Genomic DNA, 19,734 nt, shown 5'->3' with positions numbered 1-19,734 from the left:
CCCTTTTTTATTCCCAGAATTCTCTTTAGACTCCGAGAATAGCCCCTTTTTATCAAATGCTAAGCCACCTTCGGTATGCCACTATGAAACTTAAAGTCATCATCCGGTGATAGAATCAGTTCCGCTTCAACGGCACCAAAAAATTGCACACGATCGGTAATATCACCACCGGCAATTTTTTGTGCCAATGTTAAGTAGTCTTGATAGTGCCTTGCTTCAGAGCGCAGCAGTGAAATATAAAAATCCCCTAAAGACTTGTCTACATGAGGCGCCAATTTGGCAAAACGTTCACAAGAACGGGCTTCGATGTAGGCACCACAAATCAGTTTATCAATCAACGCTTGAGGCTCGTAGGTGCGCACATGACGCAACATGCCTCTGGCATACCGACTGGATCCCACCGACTCATAGGTCAAGCCATAAGACGCCATGATTTCCAATACCTGATAGAAATGGTGGAGTTCTTCTTTAATCAATAACACCATTTTATCGATAAGTTCTTGACCATATGGCGTCCCCGATTTGGGTATCATGGATTTATTGAGTTTTTCGTGATCAGCCAGTTCCTGCCAATTCCCCTGCTTTCGATAAATAAAATCTTCAAACGGCTTTAACCATGCCAGCAATGCATCACCGCTTTCTTTATCCACGGCATATTTACGAATGAGGTACATAGCACTTTGGGCCGCTTTCAATTCACAATTACAGTGATCGATAAGCAATACAGGAAGATGCGCTTTTTTAACCGCCTGTTGTGTCCACGCATCCGGGGTACTGCAATGGATAAAGGCATTAATAGGCGCAAGTAAAGACGCGTATTGTGAAGATTCCATTAAACTCTCTCAATTTTTATGCATAGAATTCATGCATTCATTTTTATTAAGACTTTCTAAACAATTAATAAATATAACGTTTATTCCACAAGGCCAAGGCTGAACATTTTTTAACCAACAAAACAGTTGACGTACCTGCAAACATGATACAAACTCATTGTAAAATAAATGTTAATTATGTTAACAATAGCGTTAGCAATATTGGGCAATGCCCATAGAACAAGGTGTCTTTTATGATTTTAAACCATTTGCTCGGCATTTATACCCGTCCACAAGAAGAATGGCAGGATATTGACGAAAGACGCGAAAGTTACGTCTATCCGCTAAGTCATATTGCTGTGATTGCCCTTATCCCCGCTTTAATCACCTACTATTCTGGTGCACACATAGGCTGGAGCATTGGCGCGGGCGACCTGATAAAATTAACCGAACAAAGTGCCGCTATGCTTGCCGTCGGTATGTATTTTGGTCTCATCATTGGTGTTTTGCTGCTTACCTACATGATACACGAGCTTGCAAATGCCTTCGACGCCTCACCGAATTTTACCCAATCGTTAGATCTTGCGGCTTACACAGCCACCCCCCTCTTTATGACCGGTTTCGCCGGATTGTATCCTGAACTTTGGTTCGTCATGACTGTCGGTCTTGTCGGCTTGGCATACTCAGTTTATCTGTTGTATTCAGGCACACCAATCATGATGCACATTCCCGACGGAAAGGGTTTCATATATGCCAGCTCTGTAGTGACGTGCGGATTGGTATTATTGGCCATTTTAATGGCCAGCACAGTAATTTTATGGAGCATGGGTTTCGGCCCGATTTATGTCCACTGATTACTATCGTTTCACTCCATATCCTTAAGCAAAAGCCGCTCTTTAGAGCGGCTTTTTATAGTGGTAACAAACGAATTAAGCGCCCTTAATCGCTGTCCATATTGTGCATTTCAAGGTTTGAAAGTTCCGCCTGTACTACCGGCGCTTGCTTTGCGGCCTCGCCCCGGGCAATATCAATACGCTCAAGGTAATCTTGGTCGATATCCGCGGTAATATAATTGCCGTCAAACACAGAGGTTTCAAAACGTTCAATTTCAGGGTTCTCTTCTTTCACCGCATTCACAAGATCTTCAATATCTTGGAAAATAAGTCCATCCGCCTGAATCAAATCTGCAATTTGATCGATTTCCCGTCCATAGGCAATAAGCTCATTGGCTGAAGGCATATCAATACCATACACATTAGGGAAACGAATTTCTGGAGCCGCTGACGCAAAATACACTTTCTTCGCCCCAGACTCTCTGGCCATTTCAATAATTTGTCCTGACGTTGTACCCCGTACAATAGAGTCATCCACCAGTAACACATTTTTACCTTTAAATTCTGACGAAATAGCATTGAGCTTACGACGGACAGATTGCTTGCGCATGGTTTGCCCTGGCATGATAAAGGTGCGACCGATATAACGGTTTTTCACAAAGCCTTGTCGGTAAGGTAAATTCAACGTGGTGGCAATTTGTAGCGCCACATCCATGGAGGTTTCTGGAATAGGGATAACAACGTCAATATCCAGATCAGCCCATTCCTTGGCTATTTTTTCACCCAGTTTACGGCCCATGTTCACCCGTGATGCATAAACAGAGATACCATCAATAAAGGAATCAGGTCGCGCAAAATAAACAAATTCAAAAATACATGGTGATGTCGTTGGGGCTTCAGCACACTGTTGGGTATGTAATTCACCTTGCTCGGTAATATACACCGCCTCACCGGGGGCAACGTCACGAATAAAGGTAAAGCCCACGGCATCTAGCGCCACACTTTCAGACGCCACCATGTATTCTTCACCCATTTCGGTGATCCGCTTACCTAATGCCAATGGACGGATCCCGTGAGGGTCACGAAAAGCCACAATACCTTGGCCAATAATGGCAGCCACTACAGCATAAGCACCGCGAATTTTCTTGTGTACCGTCGTTACCACCTTAAAAATATCTTTAGCCGTAACGGTAAGATCCGTGCACTGCTGAAGTTCGTGAGCCAAAATGTTCAACAGCAATTCAGAATCTGAAGACGTGTTAATGTGTCGTCTGGCAATACGAAAGACTTCTTCTTGTAAATCATGGGAATTAGTGAGGTTGCCGTTATGTGCAAAGGCAATACCGAAAGGCGAGTTCACGTAAAAAGGCTGCGCTTCTGCCGAGCTAGAAGTGCCGGCTGTAGGATAGCGACAATGGCCAATGCCCATGGTACCGGACAATCTTTTCATATGCCGTGTGTGGAAAACATCCCGCACCAGGCCATTGCCCTTTCTCAGGTTAAAACGGTTATGATCGATGGTGATGATCCCAGCCGCATCTTGTCCACGATGCTGTAGAACCGTTAATCCATCATACAGCGATTGAGCTACCGGTGTTTTACCAACAATTCCGACAATACCACACATTAGCGTTACCTATATCAAGCGGGTTTTAAAAAACTGGAGCTGTCTTTTACAAACGTAAAAAACCACTCAATAATCACACCGAATTCGGGGATTAATATAGACTGGCTCCACCAGTTAGAGTTTGCAGCTTCAGTAAATGTATCCATGAAAAACAACAAAGCACTGACAATAAGCACACCACGTAATCCGCCGAAAATAGCTCCCAGCGCGCGGTCAGTGCCCGATAGCCCGGAAGCCTGGACTAATTGACCAAGGATATGATTAAACAAGCCACCTAAAATGAGTGTGACTATAAAAAGTACTACAATGGCGGCGCCATTGCGTAATACCGGGTCGTCAATTTGCGTAAAGTACACAGCAAGATCCGCGTGAAACTCACTGGCGATAAACAGTGCGCCAAACCAAACAACGAGGGAGATAGCCTCTTTTACAAAACCACGCATCAGACTGATCAAAGTCGAAGCGATGATAATACCAATAATGGAAAAGTCGACCCAGTTCATTAAGCGTTAATCAGTCCGTCTGTGATTTAAGCACGCATGGTTTGCTGCCCTCTGCGAGATGGCGCGCATTCTAACAGAAGCCCGGAATATTACCAGTAGGTAATGCATCTTCCCCACCCAAGATACTGACAAAGAAGAAAGAAAAAATTGCCATCTCATAGACAGACCCTTTTTACCGAAAATTCCCAGCGAAACCTGATCTTCACTATTTAACCTTAAAGGTGGTTACCTTCCCTTTTAGGCCAGTGACTTCTTGCAAGTGAGGTAACGCTCCTTGCAGTTTTTTCTTATCCATATCCGGACCAACAAAGACCTTCGTCAACGGGCCTGAACGGGTTTCAATGGGACGACTAAAGGCCCGGTATCCGGCTTTTTCTAACTTATCCAACAACTGTTTTACGTTTTTTTCATGCCGGAAACTACCAAGCTGCACCACCCAGCCCGCATCGTCCGACTCAGTAGCCGGTTTGGATACCACAGTCTGACTGGCCAAATCATCTTCCTGTGTGATGGTGACTTCTTTAACCATAGGTTTTGGTACCATTGGTTTTGGTGCCATCGCCACACTGTCATCAACAATCGGCTCTTCGATAACATCTAAGGGACGCTGCGACAAATTCGTTGCCCGCTCTGAGGGAAAGGGCTCAGGATCAACGATAGGCTTTTTAGCAGGCGTTGCAGGCACACTGACGAAAGTATCTTTATTGGACTCTTTTTTACGGTCGAGAAAATCTGGTAAAAAGATCACGGCTAGCGCTACCAGAATTACGGTTCCGACCACACGGTTTTGTAACGCCGAGGTCACTGTTCACTCCTATTGGATACTACTATCTCGATGATACGCTAATACATCCGCCACCGTAAGAAAAGAACCAAATACCAAAATTCGGTCCTGTGTTTGCGCACTCTCTCGCGCGGCAAGATAAGCGTCGGTAACAGAATCATATGTTTGCGCACATTGCTGCTGTTTAGGCTGCAGGTGCTGCTTTAATACTTTACCTGACAAACATCGCGGCCCACTCGTACTGCCAATATACCAGGTTGCTTCAATACAGCCTAATTCATCTAACGTGGCGCTGAGGGACTTATCCACCAGCATACCAACAACAATGTGCAAACGGCCTTGAAGATCTTCACCAATCCATTGACGCATTAATGCACACGCTTGTGGGTTGTGGGCCACATCAACAAACACATCGGGCTGGCTCGCTATTTTTTGTCTGCGACCTGGCACACTAACCGTTTTAATCAGCGCCTGAAGTTTGTCTAAAGACGGCAATAGATCAAGACGGGAAAGCACCGCTAAGGCGGTAGACACATTTTGTACGGGGATCTGCGGCATGGAAAACCTATACCCTGCGCTGCTGGGCTTTTGCCATTCCCACTCATTGTCAGCAGTAAGACGAAAGGTAAAATCCTCCTTTGCCCACCATGCGTCGATATTCTGCTTAGCCACATAGTCAATTAAGGTAGCCGGTGGATCGAGATCTCCCACAACTGCCAAGCCCTGTGGACGCATAATGCCCGCTTTTTCAATGGCAATTTCATCTCGGCTATCACCCAACCAATCCATATGATCAAGGCCAATGGTGGTGATCACCGCAATATCCGCTGCAACAATATTGGTGGCGTCAAGCCTGCCACCTAGCCCTACTTCCAAAATGGCGTAATCCACGTTGGCATCGGTCATCATAAGCATAGCTGCCAGCGTACCAAATTCAAAGTAGGTTAAACTCACCTCACCACGGGCCTGTTCGATGCGTTCAAAAGCGTCACAAAAAACATCATCGGCGGCTTCATTCCCATTAAGACGAACACGCTCGCAATAATTAAGTAAATGGGGAGAAGCATACACACCGGTGGATTTTCCCTGACACAACAAGGCCTGCTCAAGAAATCGGCAGGTCGTTCCCTTGCCATTCGTACCGGCAACGGTGATCACAGTTGTGTTGGAGAAATCTAATGCGAGGTTTTCTGCCACCTGTTGGACTCTGTCCAAGCCTAAATCGATGGTGGAAGGATGGATGGATTCAAGATAAGTTAACCATTGGGCCAGTGACGCTCTCTGCGCTGGCCCTTTGGATTCTGGGAATGTGCTTTTCACTTAATTAGGACGATGTAATTTTTCTAACAAGCCGTGTAATTTATCACGCATTTCCCGACGATCAACAATCATATCGATGGCGCCCTTTTCCACTAGGAATTCACTTCGCTGAAAGCCTTCTGGTAGCGTTTCTCGAACGGTTTGTTCAATAACCCGTGGGCCAGCAAAACCAATTAAGGCTTTGGGCTCTGCCACGTTGATATCACCTAGCATGGCCAAACTGGCTGAAACACCGCCCATGGTAGGATCGGTCAATACCGAAATATAAGGTAATCCTTTGGCACTCATTTTCGCCAGTGCCGCCGAGGTTTTTGCCATCTGCATTAACGACATCAACGCTTCTTGCATACGTGCACCACCGGAAGCAGAGAAACACACCAACGGCATATTATGCTCTAAACAGGCATTCACCGCTGCCACAAATCGTGCACCTACCACAGACGCCATTGAACCGCCCATAAAAGCGAATTCAAAACTGGCCACTACAATCGGCATGCCTTTGAGTTTCCCCTGCATAACAATCAAGGCGTCTTTTTCATTGGTGCTTTTTTGCGCCGCATTAATTCTGTCTTTGTAGCGTTTTGAATCTTTAAATTTAAGAATATCTTGGGGCTCTAAGTCGGCACCCAGTTCTTTTCTATCACCCGCATCAAGAAAGGCATCAATACGCTTACGTGCATTGATACGCATGTGATTGCCACACTTAGGGCACACTTCAAGCAGTTTTTCTAATTCCTGCTTATACAGTACGGCTTGACAGCTTGTGCACTTTGTCCAAATACCTTCAGGTACGTTCCCTTTGGTAGATGTTTGGGTTTTTGGAAGAATCTTTTGAATCCAGCTCATTTTAAGGAAAATCCTTGTTGTCAGTTACCATGCTTCATTCATGTTTATTGGTGCACAGTATTAAAAAGCAATTTAGCCCCGTATTAGACCACAATACAGGATTATGAAAAAAGTAAAACTGGTCTTAGAAGTTTATCCTTCTATCCGTTTCACTGCGGCAAAAACAGTGGACCTAAAGGCCCTTTTGGAATTCCCAACGCCTCTGGATAAGTTACATCCACCAGATACAGTCCATTGGGCTTCGCTGTGGCGGCCGCCTTTGTACGATCTTTGGCCGCCAGTAGCTCACCAATCCAAGAGACAGGTTGTTCTTTACAACCCACTTTTACCAGTGAGCCCACGATGTTTCTCACCATATGATGTAAAAACGCATTTGCGCGGATATCGACAATAACATAGGCGCCAAGGCGGTAAACTTCAATGTGGGTTACATTTCGAAACGGCGTTTTTGACTGGCATAATGACGCCCGAAAGGACGTAAAATCCTGCTCACCTAATAAGGCCTGAGCGGCTTCATGCATAAGATCGGTATCGAGAGTCTGATATACATGGGTCACGCCGCCATGAAGAATAGCAGGCCGTAAAGTGTGGTTGAATATGACATACCGATAACGACGGTGAGTCGCAGAAAAACGGGCATGGAACTCTTTATCTACCGTCTTACACCATTTTACCGCTATAACATCTGGAAGGTTCGCGTTTACGCCCATTGTCCATGCGCGCTCAGGACGGTATTCGTCACAATCAAAATGAACGACCTGACCTGTGGCATGCACACCAGCGTCAGTGCGCCCAGCACACTGCACGTGAATCGTCTGGTTCGCTACTTTAGATAATGCGTCTTCCAGATAAGCCTGAACACTCGGGACTGCTTGCTGACGCTGCCATCCGAAACAGGCCGCACCATCATACTCAATGCCCAAGGCAATTCTCGCCATGTCTTAACCTACCTCATGTAAAAAAATCGGCTAAGTGTAGTCAGTCAATGAAGTAGATGCAACAGCCAAGCTCTACCCTGCCTATTAAGCAAGCTGAGCTAACAAGCTTTCAGCTTCATCCTTTTGTTCATCGCTGCCTTGGGAAACCACTTCATTAAGCAATTCCTTAGCGGCGGGAATATCATCCATTTCGATATACACCCGCGCCAGATCGAGATTTGCCGCCTGACCAGCATCTTTATCAATATCGATAATATCTTCATCATCGGTCACGCCGGTAAAATCTGACAAACTCACATCTAAATCCAACGGCTGTTCATCGGCGGTGGACGGAGGATCCATATCCGAGTCCATGAGGGTTTCTACATCAAGAAAGCCATCATCAACATCGTCCTCTTCCCTTATATCTTGCGCCGTCTCTTGCCCCTCAGCCACTTCGGTGTCATCCGTTGAGGCTGAAGATGCGTCATCGGGATCGGTAAGCAAGGCGTTAAGATCTAAATCCGGATTGCCCAGTGACAATGCTTCAGTTTCTGTTTTTTGCTGTTCGCTGGCGGCTTTATCCACATCTTCTGTAGCATCAAATTCACCTAGCAGTTCGTCAAAGTCCGCTTGTTCCAAATCATCGAGCAACGCATGATCTTCGTTATTACCTTCTGTGAGCCAATCATCCAAGCCCGGCACATCTTCAAGTTCATCAAAGGTATCATTGGCTTTTGCCGGCGTTTCAATACCATCGACTTCCTGCTCCAGATTAAAGTCCTCAATGTCCTCTTCCGCGCTGTCTTGTACCGGCGTCTCACTATCAAGCCCTAACGGTGTATCAATAGCCGTATCGGCAATTGACGGAATATCCTCTATTAGCTGACGATCGAATTCCTCTAAAGCATCGCTTAGCGGATCGGCATCGTCTGCCTGCGTCGCTGGCTCAACCTCTTCCTCAGTGGGAGGGAGTGTGTCTTCTAACGATGCCTCATCTTCCATCAAAAGCGAGGGTACATCGCCTTCATTGTCTCCGTTATCAATCCATTCCGTCTCAAGTTCGGCTAATAAATCCTCCGACAACGCGTCCGTTTCATCGATGATTAAATCGGAATCGAGGGTATTGTCTATGTCTTCGCTAGGTGAGTCATCTTGGCTTTTATCATCCTGAATACCAAATTCAGCAAGCAGTTCATCAGCGAGATCATCTTGATCAATATCACCAGGGTTAGCGTTATTGGCAAGGTCACTTTCCAGCTCTATAAGTAGTTCGTCGGTGAGAGGATCATCTAAGTCGGCTTCGGCGTCCTCCACATCATCGCTAGCTGTAGGCGCATCAGCGGCGGTGTCAGCGTCCGTGACGTCTTCGACGGCATCACTGCCAATGTTTTCGTCAACCTTTACTTCGTTGTATTCGCCATCATTTTGTAAATCCGCAATCAACTCATCAGACAGTGGTTCATTAAATTCATCGGCATTTTCCATATCTTCAATGTCGATTTCATCTAACTCTTCACTTAGCGCTTCGAGATCCTGAATAGCTTGGGGCGACGGGGAGGTTTCTGTGACAATTTCCTCTTCTTCGTCGTCGAGATCACCTAACATATCCGCCATCTGATCCAATTGTTCCATCTCAGAAACTATGGTGTCAGCAAGGCGATCAATAGCCTGATTCTGATCGTTTATTTCCCGGTCGATTTTATCCAGCATTTCATCACTGACAATATCTTCTTCTTCCAGTGCGGCCACTACTTCCGAGGGCTCTTCTTCTAATAGTTCATCGATATCAATTTCTGGCTTTTCTTCCTCTTCCGACGATTCGAAACGAGAGAGAACATCATCCTCGTTTTCTTCTTCCACTGGATCAGCGGGCTGATTTTCAGCCAAAAGTGCATCAATATCATCGTCATCAGCGGCATCAATCGGGTCTGGCTCTGCTTCCAAACTTTCAGTGGTGAGCTCATCGGGCACTTCCACTTCCGACAAATCAATGCCTTCAAGATCAGTGCTGTCATCAGGAAGCGGCTCACCGTCAAAGAGGCTATCTAACTCGTCTTGATTAAGCTGAGATTCCCCATCGTCAAAGGCAAATTCATCATCTGGAACCAGCATGTCATCGTCCAGATCCGTAAAGCTTTCTAATTCATCATCTAACGCTTCTTCCAGTTCATTGGACAACACATCGTCTAACAATTCATCGTCGTTAAACAACTCGTCATCCACGAGTTCCGGTGTATCCTCTAAATTTGGTGAAGCCGATGCCGCAATATCCGCCACAGGTGCAGCTTCAGAGGCAGTAGAAACCGCGGCGACGGGGTTTTCATCTTGTGCTTTTCGTCCCCGGGATAGTAACCAGGTAATTAGCCCACCCACCACTAATAAGGTAATGAGTCCAGAACCTAAGATCAGCATGAAGGGTTGGCTTAGCGTATTCGTTAAAGAGTTTTGCTTTTCCGCGTCACGCTCGGCTTCTTCCTTTAGCATTAAATCCAGCAATTGCCGCTGCAACGCCGTCTGCTCATCCATTTGACTTTGTACATCACTTTCAACTTGCGTGCGTAGCGAGGTAAGATCTTCGTTTACCTGCTCAACCCGAGCGTACAACTTGCGATTTTCATCCAAAATGGTCTGTACATTTTGTAAGGAAGCGGCAAATTGCCGCCGCAATTCGTCAAATTGCGCCGCTTGCTGGCTATCAAGTGCAGTGATCTTATCTTCAATGGCAGACCGTGTACTGAACAGATCTTGCTGATTGACTAACGGTGCGGAGGGTTTGATATTTTCCAGTGAGGCACCGGGACCTTTCGATAGTTCGCTAAAAACCTGTTCATCGTGCAAGGCACGTTGCTTGGCTTTTTCGGCATCAATGCGCGCGGCATAACGCTCCGACGGGAGTTTTAAGATGGCACCGTCGACCAATAAATTCAGATTTTTTTCTTCAAACGCCGTGGGATTTAACTCATAAATGGCCACCATAACCTGATAGACCGACAGGTTTGGGTTCTGCCGATAGCGGCTGGCAATGCGCCAAAGTGTGTCGCTATCATTGATAGGTCCATAAACGTTACCTGAATACTGATCGGTGGCATTTTTCGGGCCCCGTAAGGTGGTTTCGTTATCTTGCGCGTTCAAAGAAGCAGGCGCAGCTAATAAAAGTAGCAGCGTAAGCAGGCCTGTCAATTGCAATTTCATAGCGTTCCTATATGCTCTCAAACGTCTTCCACAGAATATTCAGATACAGTCAACGGCAACGTCAGAAAACCGACAATATTCAGTATGATGCAACCGTAAAATTATGTTATGCAAACTTTACTCCAGTTCGCCTGAATAACACATACAATAACAAAACTATAAACCAGTTAACCTTAACTATCTAGGAAAAGGCATGGCTGAACACTTGCCAGATAGAGAAATTCCCTATCCGGCATAAAAAAGAACACCATTAAGGCGTCAGCTTTGCCACTTAATAGTAATCCCTTAACAACACTTCGGCGATCTGTACCGCATTGGTGGCCGCCCCTTTTCTTATGTTGTCTGACACCACCCACATGTTAAGCCCATTGGGATGAGAAATGTCGTCACGGATCCGGCCCACATGGACCAGATCATTGCCACTGGCAGTCCCCACCTGAGTAGGAAAGTCCTCTTTCGACTCATACACTTTCACCCCGTCAGCTTGTGCCAATAATTGACATACCTGGGCAGCATCCACAGGCATACGGGTTTCAAGATGTATGGCTTCGCCGTGCCCATAAAACACTGGTACTCGCACCGCTGTCGCATTGACCAAAATATCCGCATCACCCAATATTTTTTGAGTTTCCCATACCATTTTCATTTCTTCTTTGGTGTAGTCGTTATCCATAAATTCATCGATTTGCGGAATGCTGTTAAAGGCAATCTGACGACTAAAAACCTCAGGGGTTACCGGCCGTGTATTTAGCAAGCCTGCGGTTTGTTTTGCCAGTTCTTCCATGGCTTTTTTACCGGCGCCGGATACCGACTGGTATGTACACACATTTATACGTTCAATGCCTCCTGCCTGATGGATAGGATGTAACGCCAACACCATCTGAATGGTAGAGCAATTAGGATTCGCAATAATATTTCGGTTTCTAAAATCCACCAAGGCATGAGCGTTAACCTCAGGCACAACCAAGGGAATATCGGGTTCATAGCGAAAATGTGAGGTATTGTCGATCACCACACAGCCTGACTCCGCCGCTAAGGGCGCATAGTGGGCAGACACAGAGCCACCGGCAGAAAAGAAACCAAATTGGACCTGTGACCAATCAAAATCATCGGCATTCAGCACCTCGATATCTTCACCTTTAAACGTAACTGTGCTGCCGGCGCTGCGCTCACTAGCCAGCGGGTAAAGATTACCCACGGGGAACTTTCTTTCTTCCAACAATTCCAAAATAGCCTGCCCCACCAGGCCGGTAGCACCTAATACAGCAATATCGAACGCTTGCGACATAATTTCTTTTTCTCCACTCTCACGCCATGTACTTTGATGGTGTGTTATATAAGTTCCAAGGTAAAACCAAGACGACTAAGCTGGCCGGTGATCCCTTCAGATACAGGGGCCGCTATTCGCAGCACATAAGCACTGCATTCCCGTCGTTGCGGGTAGTTTTTGCGCATGGTTAAAAATCCCTGCGTCGAAGTGTCACGACGAAACAAGGCATCGTCTTTTGTAATATCATAAACCCCCAGCAATAACGAACACAGGGTATCCCAATCCAGTCCATCAACCGTCGGTTTATCCGGCGCAAAACGGGCGGCGGGCGGCTGGGAAAGAAAATCTTCCATGCTCAATGCAACCGGTTTGCCCGTTGCGTGACAAATCTGTTCATAAGCCATTTGTGTACCACGGAGTTTACCTTCCACAGAATGCCCTGCGATATGCGGAGTTGCCAGCCATAAATGGGGCAATAAGGCCTGATTAACCTGCGGTTCGTTGGCAAAAACATCCAACACTGTAGTTGGGCCGTGATTTTTGCTTAGACAGGCGAGCAATGCGTCTTGATCAACCACTTCCCCGCGACAGGCATTAATCAGTATTTGCTTATCTGACATACCTGCCAAGGCATGTTCATCAATAAGATTCACCGTCCTATTTGCTCCCTCATTGACGTATGGCACATGCAATGTAATGACATCACAGGTGAGGATGTCATCCATACCAACAAAATGACGGTGATCGCCCTTTTCCTGTAAAGGTGGATCGCACAGTTTATAAGAAATATTTAATGCTTGTAAGCGCTGGCTAAGGGCAGTACCCACGTGGCCAGCTCCCACAATGCCAACGGTAATACGACTTAAATCCAAACGCTGTTGCAGATGGGCGTTCATCAGCACGCTAATCACATACTCAGCCACCGATACGGCGTTGCATCCGCCAGCGGAGTTAAACGGAATATGACGGGAGGTTAACGCCTTCTTATCTAAATGATTGGTACCGGCAGTGGCCGTGGTAACCAGTTTGAGCTGGTGCGCATCGACCAGTAAATTGGCATCCACACAGGTTGTGGATCTTACCGCTAGATAATCAGCGTGTTGCAGCTGTTCAGGTTTTAATCGAGATCCCTGAAACGGGATGGCCGTGCCTAGGGTTGAAAAATAGGCATCGCCATAAGGAATACTTTCTTCGTAGTAGATACAGGTCATACTGCATGGCTTCCAGACAAGACGAAGCGCGTATAATAGCAGAGCGCATAACGAAAACGAAACGCCCGTCAGAAGATAACTTCAGACGGGCGTCATGATAACGAAACGAACAATAAAGCCGGTGTGCTTTAGCCGTTATAGCGTTGCATCACTAACGTTGCATTTGTACCACCAAAGCCGAAACTGTTCGACATAATGGTATTTAACGTGGCCTCACGGGTGGAGGTTACGATATCAAGCCCTTGCGCGGCTTCATCCAGTGTTTCAATGTTAATGGATGGAGCAATAAAATTGTGCTTCATCATTAACAAACTGTAGATTGCCTCATTAACGCCAGCGGCACCTAATGCGTGGCCGGTAAGCGACTTGGTGGCACTAATGGGTACATTGGTATCACCAAATACTTCTTGAATGGCTTTGAGTTCTTTTACATCACCCACTGGCGTGGATGTGCCGTGAGTATTTACGTAATCGATGCTTCCTTCTACATTTTGCATCGCCATCTTCATGCAACGAATGGCGCCTTCGCCAGAAGGTGCAACCATATCAAAGCCGTCAGAGGTGGCTCCGTATCCCACCACTTCACCATAGATTGTGGCGCCTCTTGCCAAGGCATGTTCCAGTTCTTCCACCACGACCATGCCACCGCCACCAGAGCTAACAAAACCATCACGGCTCGCATCATAAGTACGGGAAGCAAGAGCCGGTGTGTCGTTGAATTTAGAAGAGAGTGCGCCCATGGCATCAAATTGACTGGACAAAGACCAGTGCAATTCTTCTCCGCCACCTGCAAACACCACATCTTGCTTGCCTAACTGAATCAATTCAAGGGCGTTGCCAATGCAATGGGCACTGGTGGCGCAAGCAGAGGCGATGGAGTAGTTCACCCCCTTAATTTTAAACGGTGTGGCCAAACACGCCGAAACCGTGGAAGCCATGCATCGAGGAACCATATACGGCCCCATACGCTTGACCCCTTTCTCTCGCAGGATATCAGCGGAAAGTACCTGGTTCATTGAGCTGGCGCCACCTGAACCGGCAATGATGCCTGTACGTTCATTGGAAACATCCGACTCTTCCAAACCAGAATCCGCAATGGCCTGCTGCATAGCAACATAGGCATACGCGGCAGCATCGCCCATAAAACGCATGGCCTTACGATCGATGTGTTCCGTTAAATCTATATCGACATTACCCCAAACTTGGCTACGCAACCCCATTTCTGCGAATTGTTCAGAAAATGTAATACCCGATTTGCCGGCTTTTAGTGAAGCCAGAACGTCGTCCTGATTGACACCGATACTGGAAACAATACCCATACCGGTAATAACTGCTCTTCTCATAATCTACCCTTTAATTTGATGGGGCATATGGTAACGATTTTCATCAATAAAGTGGTCTGCTCTTTTTTATGCACTAAACCACTTACATCATTTCGCCTACAACATACCTGTTTTCTGCCCGTAACGAGTTTAGTAACGGTTTATGCTCTATGAGCGATGAAATTTTCATCTATCACCACAGCGTTAGCTTTGCTCACTGTAACATGCAAGGTATGATCACCCAATATTTAGCTAACCGACAATAGAATCTTGAAAACCCAACGCGCGCAAATACATTTTAATGACAACGGAACCCCTGTTGCAGACCATTTTGACGATATTTATTTTTCCATTGATAATGGTATTGAAGAAACGAAACATGTATTTTTAGCTGGTAACGACCTGCCCCAGCGTTGGCTCAGTCACACCCAACCGTCTTTTGTTATCGCCGAAACCGGTTTTGGTAGTGGATTAAATTGTCTAGTGGCGATGGCCGCTTTTGTTCAGTTTAGAAACGAAAATCCCGCCCATACCCTTAAAAATGTGTATCTACTTTCCACAGAAAAATATACCCTGAGTACCACAGATCTACAACAGACATTACGGGTATTTCCCTCCTTAAGACCTTACGTTACCCAGTTGGTTCAGCAATATCCACTTTCTCTTGATGGCTGCCACCGACTTCACTTTACCGCCGCCCATACCACCTTAGATCTCTGGTTAGGTGATGTACATACCCTGCTTCCTCAGTGGCATTCACCTGCAACTGGACTCATCGACGCCTGGTTTTTAGATGGCTTTGCCCCCAGTAAAAATCCAGAAATGTGGACAGATAAATTGTTTACGCAAATGGCACGCCTGTCAAAAAATTCCACCACATTTGGCACCTTTACCGCCGCAGGCGTGGTTAAACGAGGGTTAAAAGCCGCTGGCTTTACAATTGAAAAACGAAAAGGGTTTGGTCGCAAACGGGATATGCTAACAGGTCAATATACTGGAGAAAGGCGTTCTGAAGCCGCACCTCCTTATGCCCGTTTTAATGGCCATAGGCTAACCTCAAAAAGTCGCATTGGTATTGTGGGTGGTGGCCTTGCCGCAGCAACCGTTGCCCATGTTTTGGCCAGAAACGGTTTCACCTCGACCTTGCTGTGCGCCGACAACGCCCTTGCCACTGGCGCTTCGGGAAACCCCCAAGGCGGCGTCTACCCACAATTGCACAGTGAAGCCAGTTACCCCAGTCAAATCCAGGCGTTAGGTTTTGCCTATGCTCGGCGATTTTACGATACCCTAACCAGGCCGTTTGATCACCAATGGTGTGGTGTGTTGCAATTAGGCTTTTCTCCTGAAGTGGTTTGCCGGCAGGAAAAGCTGCTTGAAAATGCCGTGTGGCCCGATAGCCTCATCACCGGTGTGGACTCCGAGGAAGCCTCAAATATTGCCGGTGTAACACTTCCCTTTGGAGGCTTATTCATTCCCTTAGGTGGGTGGCTTTCACCACCCCAACTGGTCAGAGCCTTACTCGATGAGTACAAAGGCTACACCACGATCCAATTGAATAGCCGGGTAACCCATATTGAGGAAAACGAACAACAGGTGACATGTCGCATCAACGACCAACATCACGAATTTGATTATCTGATAATGTGCACCGGGGCAGATGCAACGAAAGTGGATGTCATGCAAGCCCTTCCTCTGCGGCCGGTACGAGGGCAAGTTGAAGCCATCCCCACGCAAGCTCCCATTGATAAGCTAAAAACCGTGCTGTGCCACAAAGGCTATATGACTCCTGTGACACAAGGCCGTCATGCGCTGGGCTCCACCTACGGTAAAAACGATTTGGCCTGTGATATTCGAGAGCAAGACACCAAGGCTAATTTAGCCATCCACCAAAAAGCACTACAGCACGGCGATTGGATCAATTCGTTACATCACGATGGCAACGCAAGAGCCTCAATACGCTTGGCACTTCCCGATCATCAGCCCGCCGTTGGGCAGTTGCTTAGTCAAAAAACACTTCAACAGCATTATCAAGGTTTAGCCCAAGGTAAATCCCTGGAGCGCCAACCATTGCCCCCGGCAAACCGATTATTCACCCTTACCGGCTTAGGCTCGCGAGGGCTTGTTAGTGCGCCATTATTGGCCGAGGTACTATTAGCGCAACTTACCCATACTCCCATGCCACTGCCCAATCATCTGTTGCAGGCAGTGTCCCCCTCGCGGTTTGTTATAAGAGATCTCATCAGAAAAAGTGGGATGCCAGATTAGCGGTGGCCTCTGGCCTTAAAAGTCCTTGTCATTGCCGAGGCAGACTCGCTCGTTACCGAGGCAGGTTCGCTCGTTGCCTCAGTATGATTTAGTTGCGTTACCATAAACGCCGGTATCAGTAATGTGGTGCTGGCCACCACTTGATTATTTGCCGTTGACACAATCCGTGCATTGACCCGCACCCCTCGAGGCTCTTCAATTAACGTCCCGGTTAAGATGTGATCCATGGCCAATTTCTGTGGTTTACGTTGGACACTGCGACGCATCGCCAGATCCCCCTTTGGCGTCACGGTAATATCACCGGCCATTTTAAAATCGACCACGCCAAGGCCATAGCTTTGAATTTCCGTTATCAATAGTTCAGAGAGTTGATTCCCCAATACCGTGGTGTCCCGTAACGAAGCATTTAAGCGCACGAAACTCGCCACACCGATAAGATCGTCGGGCTCTATTTCATTAGCATTGTTCATTAATTGCATGGCAATTTGTGAAGCATAATCCACCAGTGCCTTGTGCGTATGATCGGGTTGATAACCACTCACTAAGGGATCATGCCAGGCGCGAAGTTCCTCATCGGCGTTAGCATAGAGTTTGTCTCGTGCATCAGGTTGATACACCAAGCCATTTTTTAGCTCTTTTTTGTTAGTGGCATTGCTCTTAGTGGCTACCGGCGCGATTTTTGGGGGTGATGGTTTGGTGTTTTTTTGTTCCGTCATCCCGTGATGTTGGTCATCAAACGCGCTACAGGCTGATAACGTTAAGGCACAAAAAACACTTACCATGACATTTAACTGGCTTGTCTTTTTCAAAATTTATCCCCGCGTTATTTTAACACCGTCACGAAAGCCATTTTTACCATTGCTATTACTCGGTATCAACGCATCAACCACGTAAAATGGAATCAGCAATTGGGCGCTAGCCACCACAGCGCGGCTTTCTATCCCCAAAATTCTGGCATTAACAAGCACACCACCTTGATGTTTGGCCATGGTGCCGGTAAGAACGTAATCGATGGGCAAACTACTGTTAAGATCGAGGTAATCCCGACTAAGTAAAAAGTCACCTTCACTGGTTACACGAATATAATCCGTAGCTTTATAGTCAACCACGGGAATACGGTATTTGTGGAGTTCATGCATAAAGGACTCGGCCATCTGGTGACCGAGTAAATTGGTGTGCTGTAAGTCGGAGTCCAGCATGGCAAAATCGGTCACGGCCACTGGGGTCTTATTTGACACATATTCCATGTTGGAGACGAGGTCCTGGGTCAGATTTTTTACATAATCGCCCACATGTTTATTGAGCGGTCGGCCCTGATACGTGCCCTGCATACTGCTATAAATCGGCGGTTGTCCCAACGCGCCAAAGCTGTCAGCCTCATCGTCATTCATAGGAACGGCCTGCACCCGGTCTTCTGCCCGCACGTCGATCACGTTGAGTACCCGCTCTTGTTCTTTATCGCTACTATTGGCAGCGCTAGCCTGTTCGTCTTTGTGCGTCGCGCAACCCGTTAATACCAATATTGCCATTGTGGTTACCGCTAGCTGACTTCCTGCGCCCATGACCTTAACCCTCATCTTCAATTCTGTACAAACGACCATTGCGGGTCGTGACTTTTTCTTCTTTCCAGAACAACCCAGCGGGGAAAAACCGAGTTGCGGCTGCCACTATTTCTTTTGTTTTCGCATTAATCACACGGGCATTAACCATGGCGCCTGCCTGCTGTCTAACGATCGTTCCGGTGATAAAAAAATCAATGCGTTCCATGTCTGACAATTTATCAACATCCCGTGTAAGTACACGATCTGCATAGTCTCCCATTACTATATCGCCTGTTAACTTAAACTCTTGAGCGCTAAATCCCCGTTTGGTGGCTTCTGTGATCATTCCTTCTTCTAATTGATGGCCTAACATCATAAGAGGATCCTGATCCTGAGGGTTATATTTCATGGTATCTACCGGGACAAACCCCACCACAGCATACTTGGCGTGACTGGCGGGGTGTAAACCGGAAAACAACTCATTAGCAAGAATATAGGTGTGATATTCCACATTCCCTAATGCCGGCAATGCCATATTTTCTTCTTTCAATGTCACATCAGATTCACTGGCACAACCTGCCATAAAAAGACAGCTAATGGCAGACAGACACATGATAGGCGTGAAGATTACGTGACGAAGATTCATAGGTTCCACCTGGATCTTTTAATAAGAAGAGTTTAGTCCATGGTATGGCAAAATTCATACCATGTATTATTTGATTAGAAGCCGTGGGATTAGGCGAGGATAAATGACAGTTCTGCTGCAAACAGCGGCAATCCTCTGCCCCTGCTTGCCGCTTTTACGACTAAATTGACGTCAGTAACTGCTGCCACAAGGCGAGGACTTTTTTCTGATCGGCTTGTTCTAGTTCATAATTGGCAAAGGCCGCTTCAAGGCTGCCCATCATAGCTTCATTTAAAGTTGTTAACGACGCGCCTTCGGTCATTTCCTGTTGACGAGCAAGCACCGCAAAGTGCCCCTGAAGGTAGCTGGCAATAAATAAATCATCGTCACTACCATGATCCACCACACTATCGAGCTGAGCCTCGATTTTTGCAACATTTTCAATAAACTCAGTAGGCGCTGCGGCAGGGTAATGCATAAGAATGTCTCCGTTAATTTAAATTTTTACTGTGCGGGGTGCAGCACTTTGTCACGATAACCGGTGATAACTGAAAAATATCCGCCCATGGCTTTATCGAGTTCACTATCTCCTGTATCGAGGCGAAGTGGTCGTCCTTCAAGGCTTTTTAACTTATTTTTTGTCGCCACAATAAGAATATTTTC

17 protein-coding genes are annotated in these 19,734 nt (G+C 46.7%); 2 read left to right on the top strand and 15 right to left on the bottom strand.

Annotated elements, in window-relative coordinates; all coding sequences use genetic code 11:
* Window positions 1–59: 59 nt before the first annotated feature.
* A complete protein-coding gene (gene miaE / locus V5298_RS10130) occupies window positions 60–833 on the bottom strand; it encodes a tRNA isopentenyl-2-thiomethyl-A-37 hydroxylase MiaE (protein ID WP_332931346.1) in 774 nt (257 codons plus the stop codon).
* A 233-nt stretch (window positions 834–1,066) separates the two neighbouring features.
* Between miaE and V5298_RS10125 the strand changes: the two genes are divergently transcribed.
* Complete coding sequence (locus V5298_RS10125; protein WP_332931345.1) at window positions 1,067–1,666, top strand: Yip1 family protein; 600 nt, start codon at window positions 1,067–1,069, stop codon at window positions 1,664–1,666.
* A gap of 85 nt (window positions 1,667–1,751) precedes the next feature.
* Here V5298_RS10125 and purF read toward each other — a convergent pair whose 3' ends face one another.
* From purF to fabB, 10 genes are all read right to left on the bottom strand, one after another.
* Complete coding sequence (purF, locus tag V5298_RS10120; RefSeq protein ID WP_332931344.1) at window positions 1,752–3,272, bottom strand: amidophosphoribosyltransferase; 1,521 nt, start codon at window positions 3,270–3,272, stop codon at window positions 1,752–1,754.
* A 14-nt stretch (window positions 3,273–3,286) separates the two neighbouring features.
* Entirely contained in the window at window positions 3,287–3,775 is a 489-nt protein-coding gene (locus V5298_RS10115; RefSeq protein WP_332931343.1) for a CvpA family protein, read from the bottom strand.
* Window positions 3,776–3,980: 205 nt separating this feature from the next.
* Window positions 3,981–4,580 carry an SPOR domain-containing protein gene (locus tag V5298_RS10110; RefSeq protein ID WP_332931342.1) on the bottom strand — a complete coding sequence of 200 codons (600 nt, stop codon included), beginning with the start codon at window positions 4,578–4,580 and terminating at the stop codon, window positions 3,981–3,983.
* Window positions 4,581–4,589: 9 nt separating this feature from the next.
* Window positions 4,590–5,879: a bifunctional tetrahydrofolate synthase/dihydrofolate synthase gene (folC, locus tag V5298_RS10105; RefSeq protein ID WP_332931341.1), complete on the bottom strand. Its 1,290-nt coding sequence runs from the start codon at window positions 5,877–5,879 to the stop codon at window positions 4,590–4,592.
* The gene (gene accD, locus V5298_RS10100) at window positions 5,880–6,725 is read right to left on the bottom strand and encodes an acetyl-CoA carboxylase, carboxyltransferase subunit beta (protein WP_332931340.1); all 846 of its coding nucleotides are present in this window, start codon (window positions 6,723–6,725) and stop codon (window positions 5,880–5,882) included. It lies immediately after the preceding gene.
* Between the two features lie 149 nt (window positions 6,726–6,874).
* Entirely contained in the window at window positions 6,875–7,663 is a 789-nt protein-coding gene (gene truA, locus V5298_RS10095) for a tRNA pseudouridine(38-40) synthase TruA (protein ID WP_332931339.1), read from the bottom strand.
* Window positions 7,664–7,747: 84 nt separating this feature from the next.
* Window positions 7,748–10,837, bottom strand: a complete 3,090-nt coding sequence (locus V5298_RS10090; RefSeq protein WP_332931338.1) for a FimV/HubP family polar landmark protein — start codon at window positions 10,835–10,837, stop codon at window positions 7,748–7,750.
* A gap of 271 nt (window positions 10,838–11,108) precedes the next feature.
* Window positions 11,109–12,125: an aspartate-semialdehyde dehydrogenase gene (locus V5298_RS10085; protein ID WP_332931337.1), complete on the bottom strand. Its 1,017-nt coding sequence runs from the start codon at window positions 12,123–12,125 to the stop codon at window positions 11,109–11,111.
* Window positions 12,126–12,169: 44 nt separating this feature from the next.
* A complete protein-coding gene (locus V5298_RS10080; protein WP_332931336.1) occupies window positions 12,170–13,318 on the bottom strand; it encodes a 4-phosphoerythronate dehydrogenase in 1,149 nt (382 codons plus the stop codon).
* Between the two features lie 128 nt (window positions 13,319–13,446).
* Window positions 13,447–14,661, bottom strand: coding sequence for a beta-ketoacyl-ACP synthase I (gene fabB, locus V5298_RS10075; RefSeq protein WP_332931335.1), 1,215 nt, complete (start codon window positions 14,659–14,661; stop codon window positions 13,447–13,449).
* 249 nt (window positions 14,662–14,910) lie between these two features.
* Between fabB and mnmC the strand changes: the two genes are divergently transcribed.
* Window positions 14,911–16,905 (top strand): bifunctional tRNA (5-methylaminomethyl-2-thiouridine)(34)-methyltransferase MnmD/FAD-dependent 5-carboxymethylaminomethyl-2-thiouridine(34) oxidoreductase MnmC, encoded by a 1,995-nt coding sequence (gene mnmC, locus V5298_RS10070; protein ID WP_332931334.1) that lies wholly within the window; start codon window positions 14,911–14,913, stop codon window positions 16,903–16,905.
* Here the strand turns inward: mnmC and V5298_RS10065 are convergent.
* From V5298_RS10065 to V5298_RS10050, 4 genes are all read right to left on the bottom strand, one after another.
* On the bottom strand, window positions 16,902–17,714 hold the full coding sequence (locus V5298_RS10065) for a FlgO family outer membrane protein (protein ID WP_332931333.1): 813 nt from the start codon (window positions 17,712–17,714) through the stop codon (window positions 16,902–16,904). The genes mnmC and V5298_RS10065 overlap by 4 nt on opposite strands.
* Window positions 17,715–17,717: 3 nt before the next feature.
* Complete coding sequence (locus V5298_RS10060; protein WP_332931332.1) at window positions 17,718–18,482, bottom strand: FlgO family outer membrane protein; 765 nt, start codon at window positions 18,480–18,482, stop codon at window positions 17,718–17,720.
* Window positions 18,472–19,029 carry a FlgO family outer membrane protein gene (locus tag V5298_RS10055; protein ID WP_332931356.1) on the bottom strand — a complete coding sequence of 186 codons (558 nt, stop codon included), beginning with the start codon at window positions 19,027–19,029 and terminating at the stop codon, window positions 18,472–18,474. Before V5298_RS10055 ends, V5298_RS10060 begins: the two co-directional genes overlap by 11 nt.
* Window positions 19,030–19,252: 223 nt before the next feature.
* Window positions 19,253–19,549 (bottom strand): YfcL family protein, encoded by a 297-nt coding sequence (locus V5298_RS10050; protein WP_332931331.1) that lies wholly within the window; start codon window positions 19,547–19,549, stop codon window positions 19,253–19,255.
* Window positions 19,550–19,734 lie beyond the last annotated feature (185 nt).

Source organism: Alteromonas sp. 14N.309.X.WAT.G.H12 (assembly GCF_036697315.1).
Lineage (GTDB): Bacteria > Pseudomonadota > Gammaproteobacteria > Enterobacterales > Alteromonadaceae > Alteromonas.
This window is presented reverse-complemented; position numbering and strand designations above follow the sequence as displayed.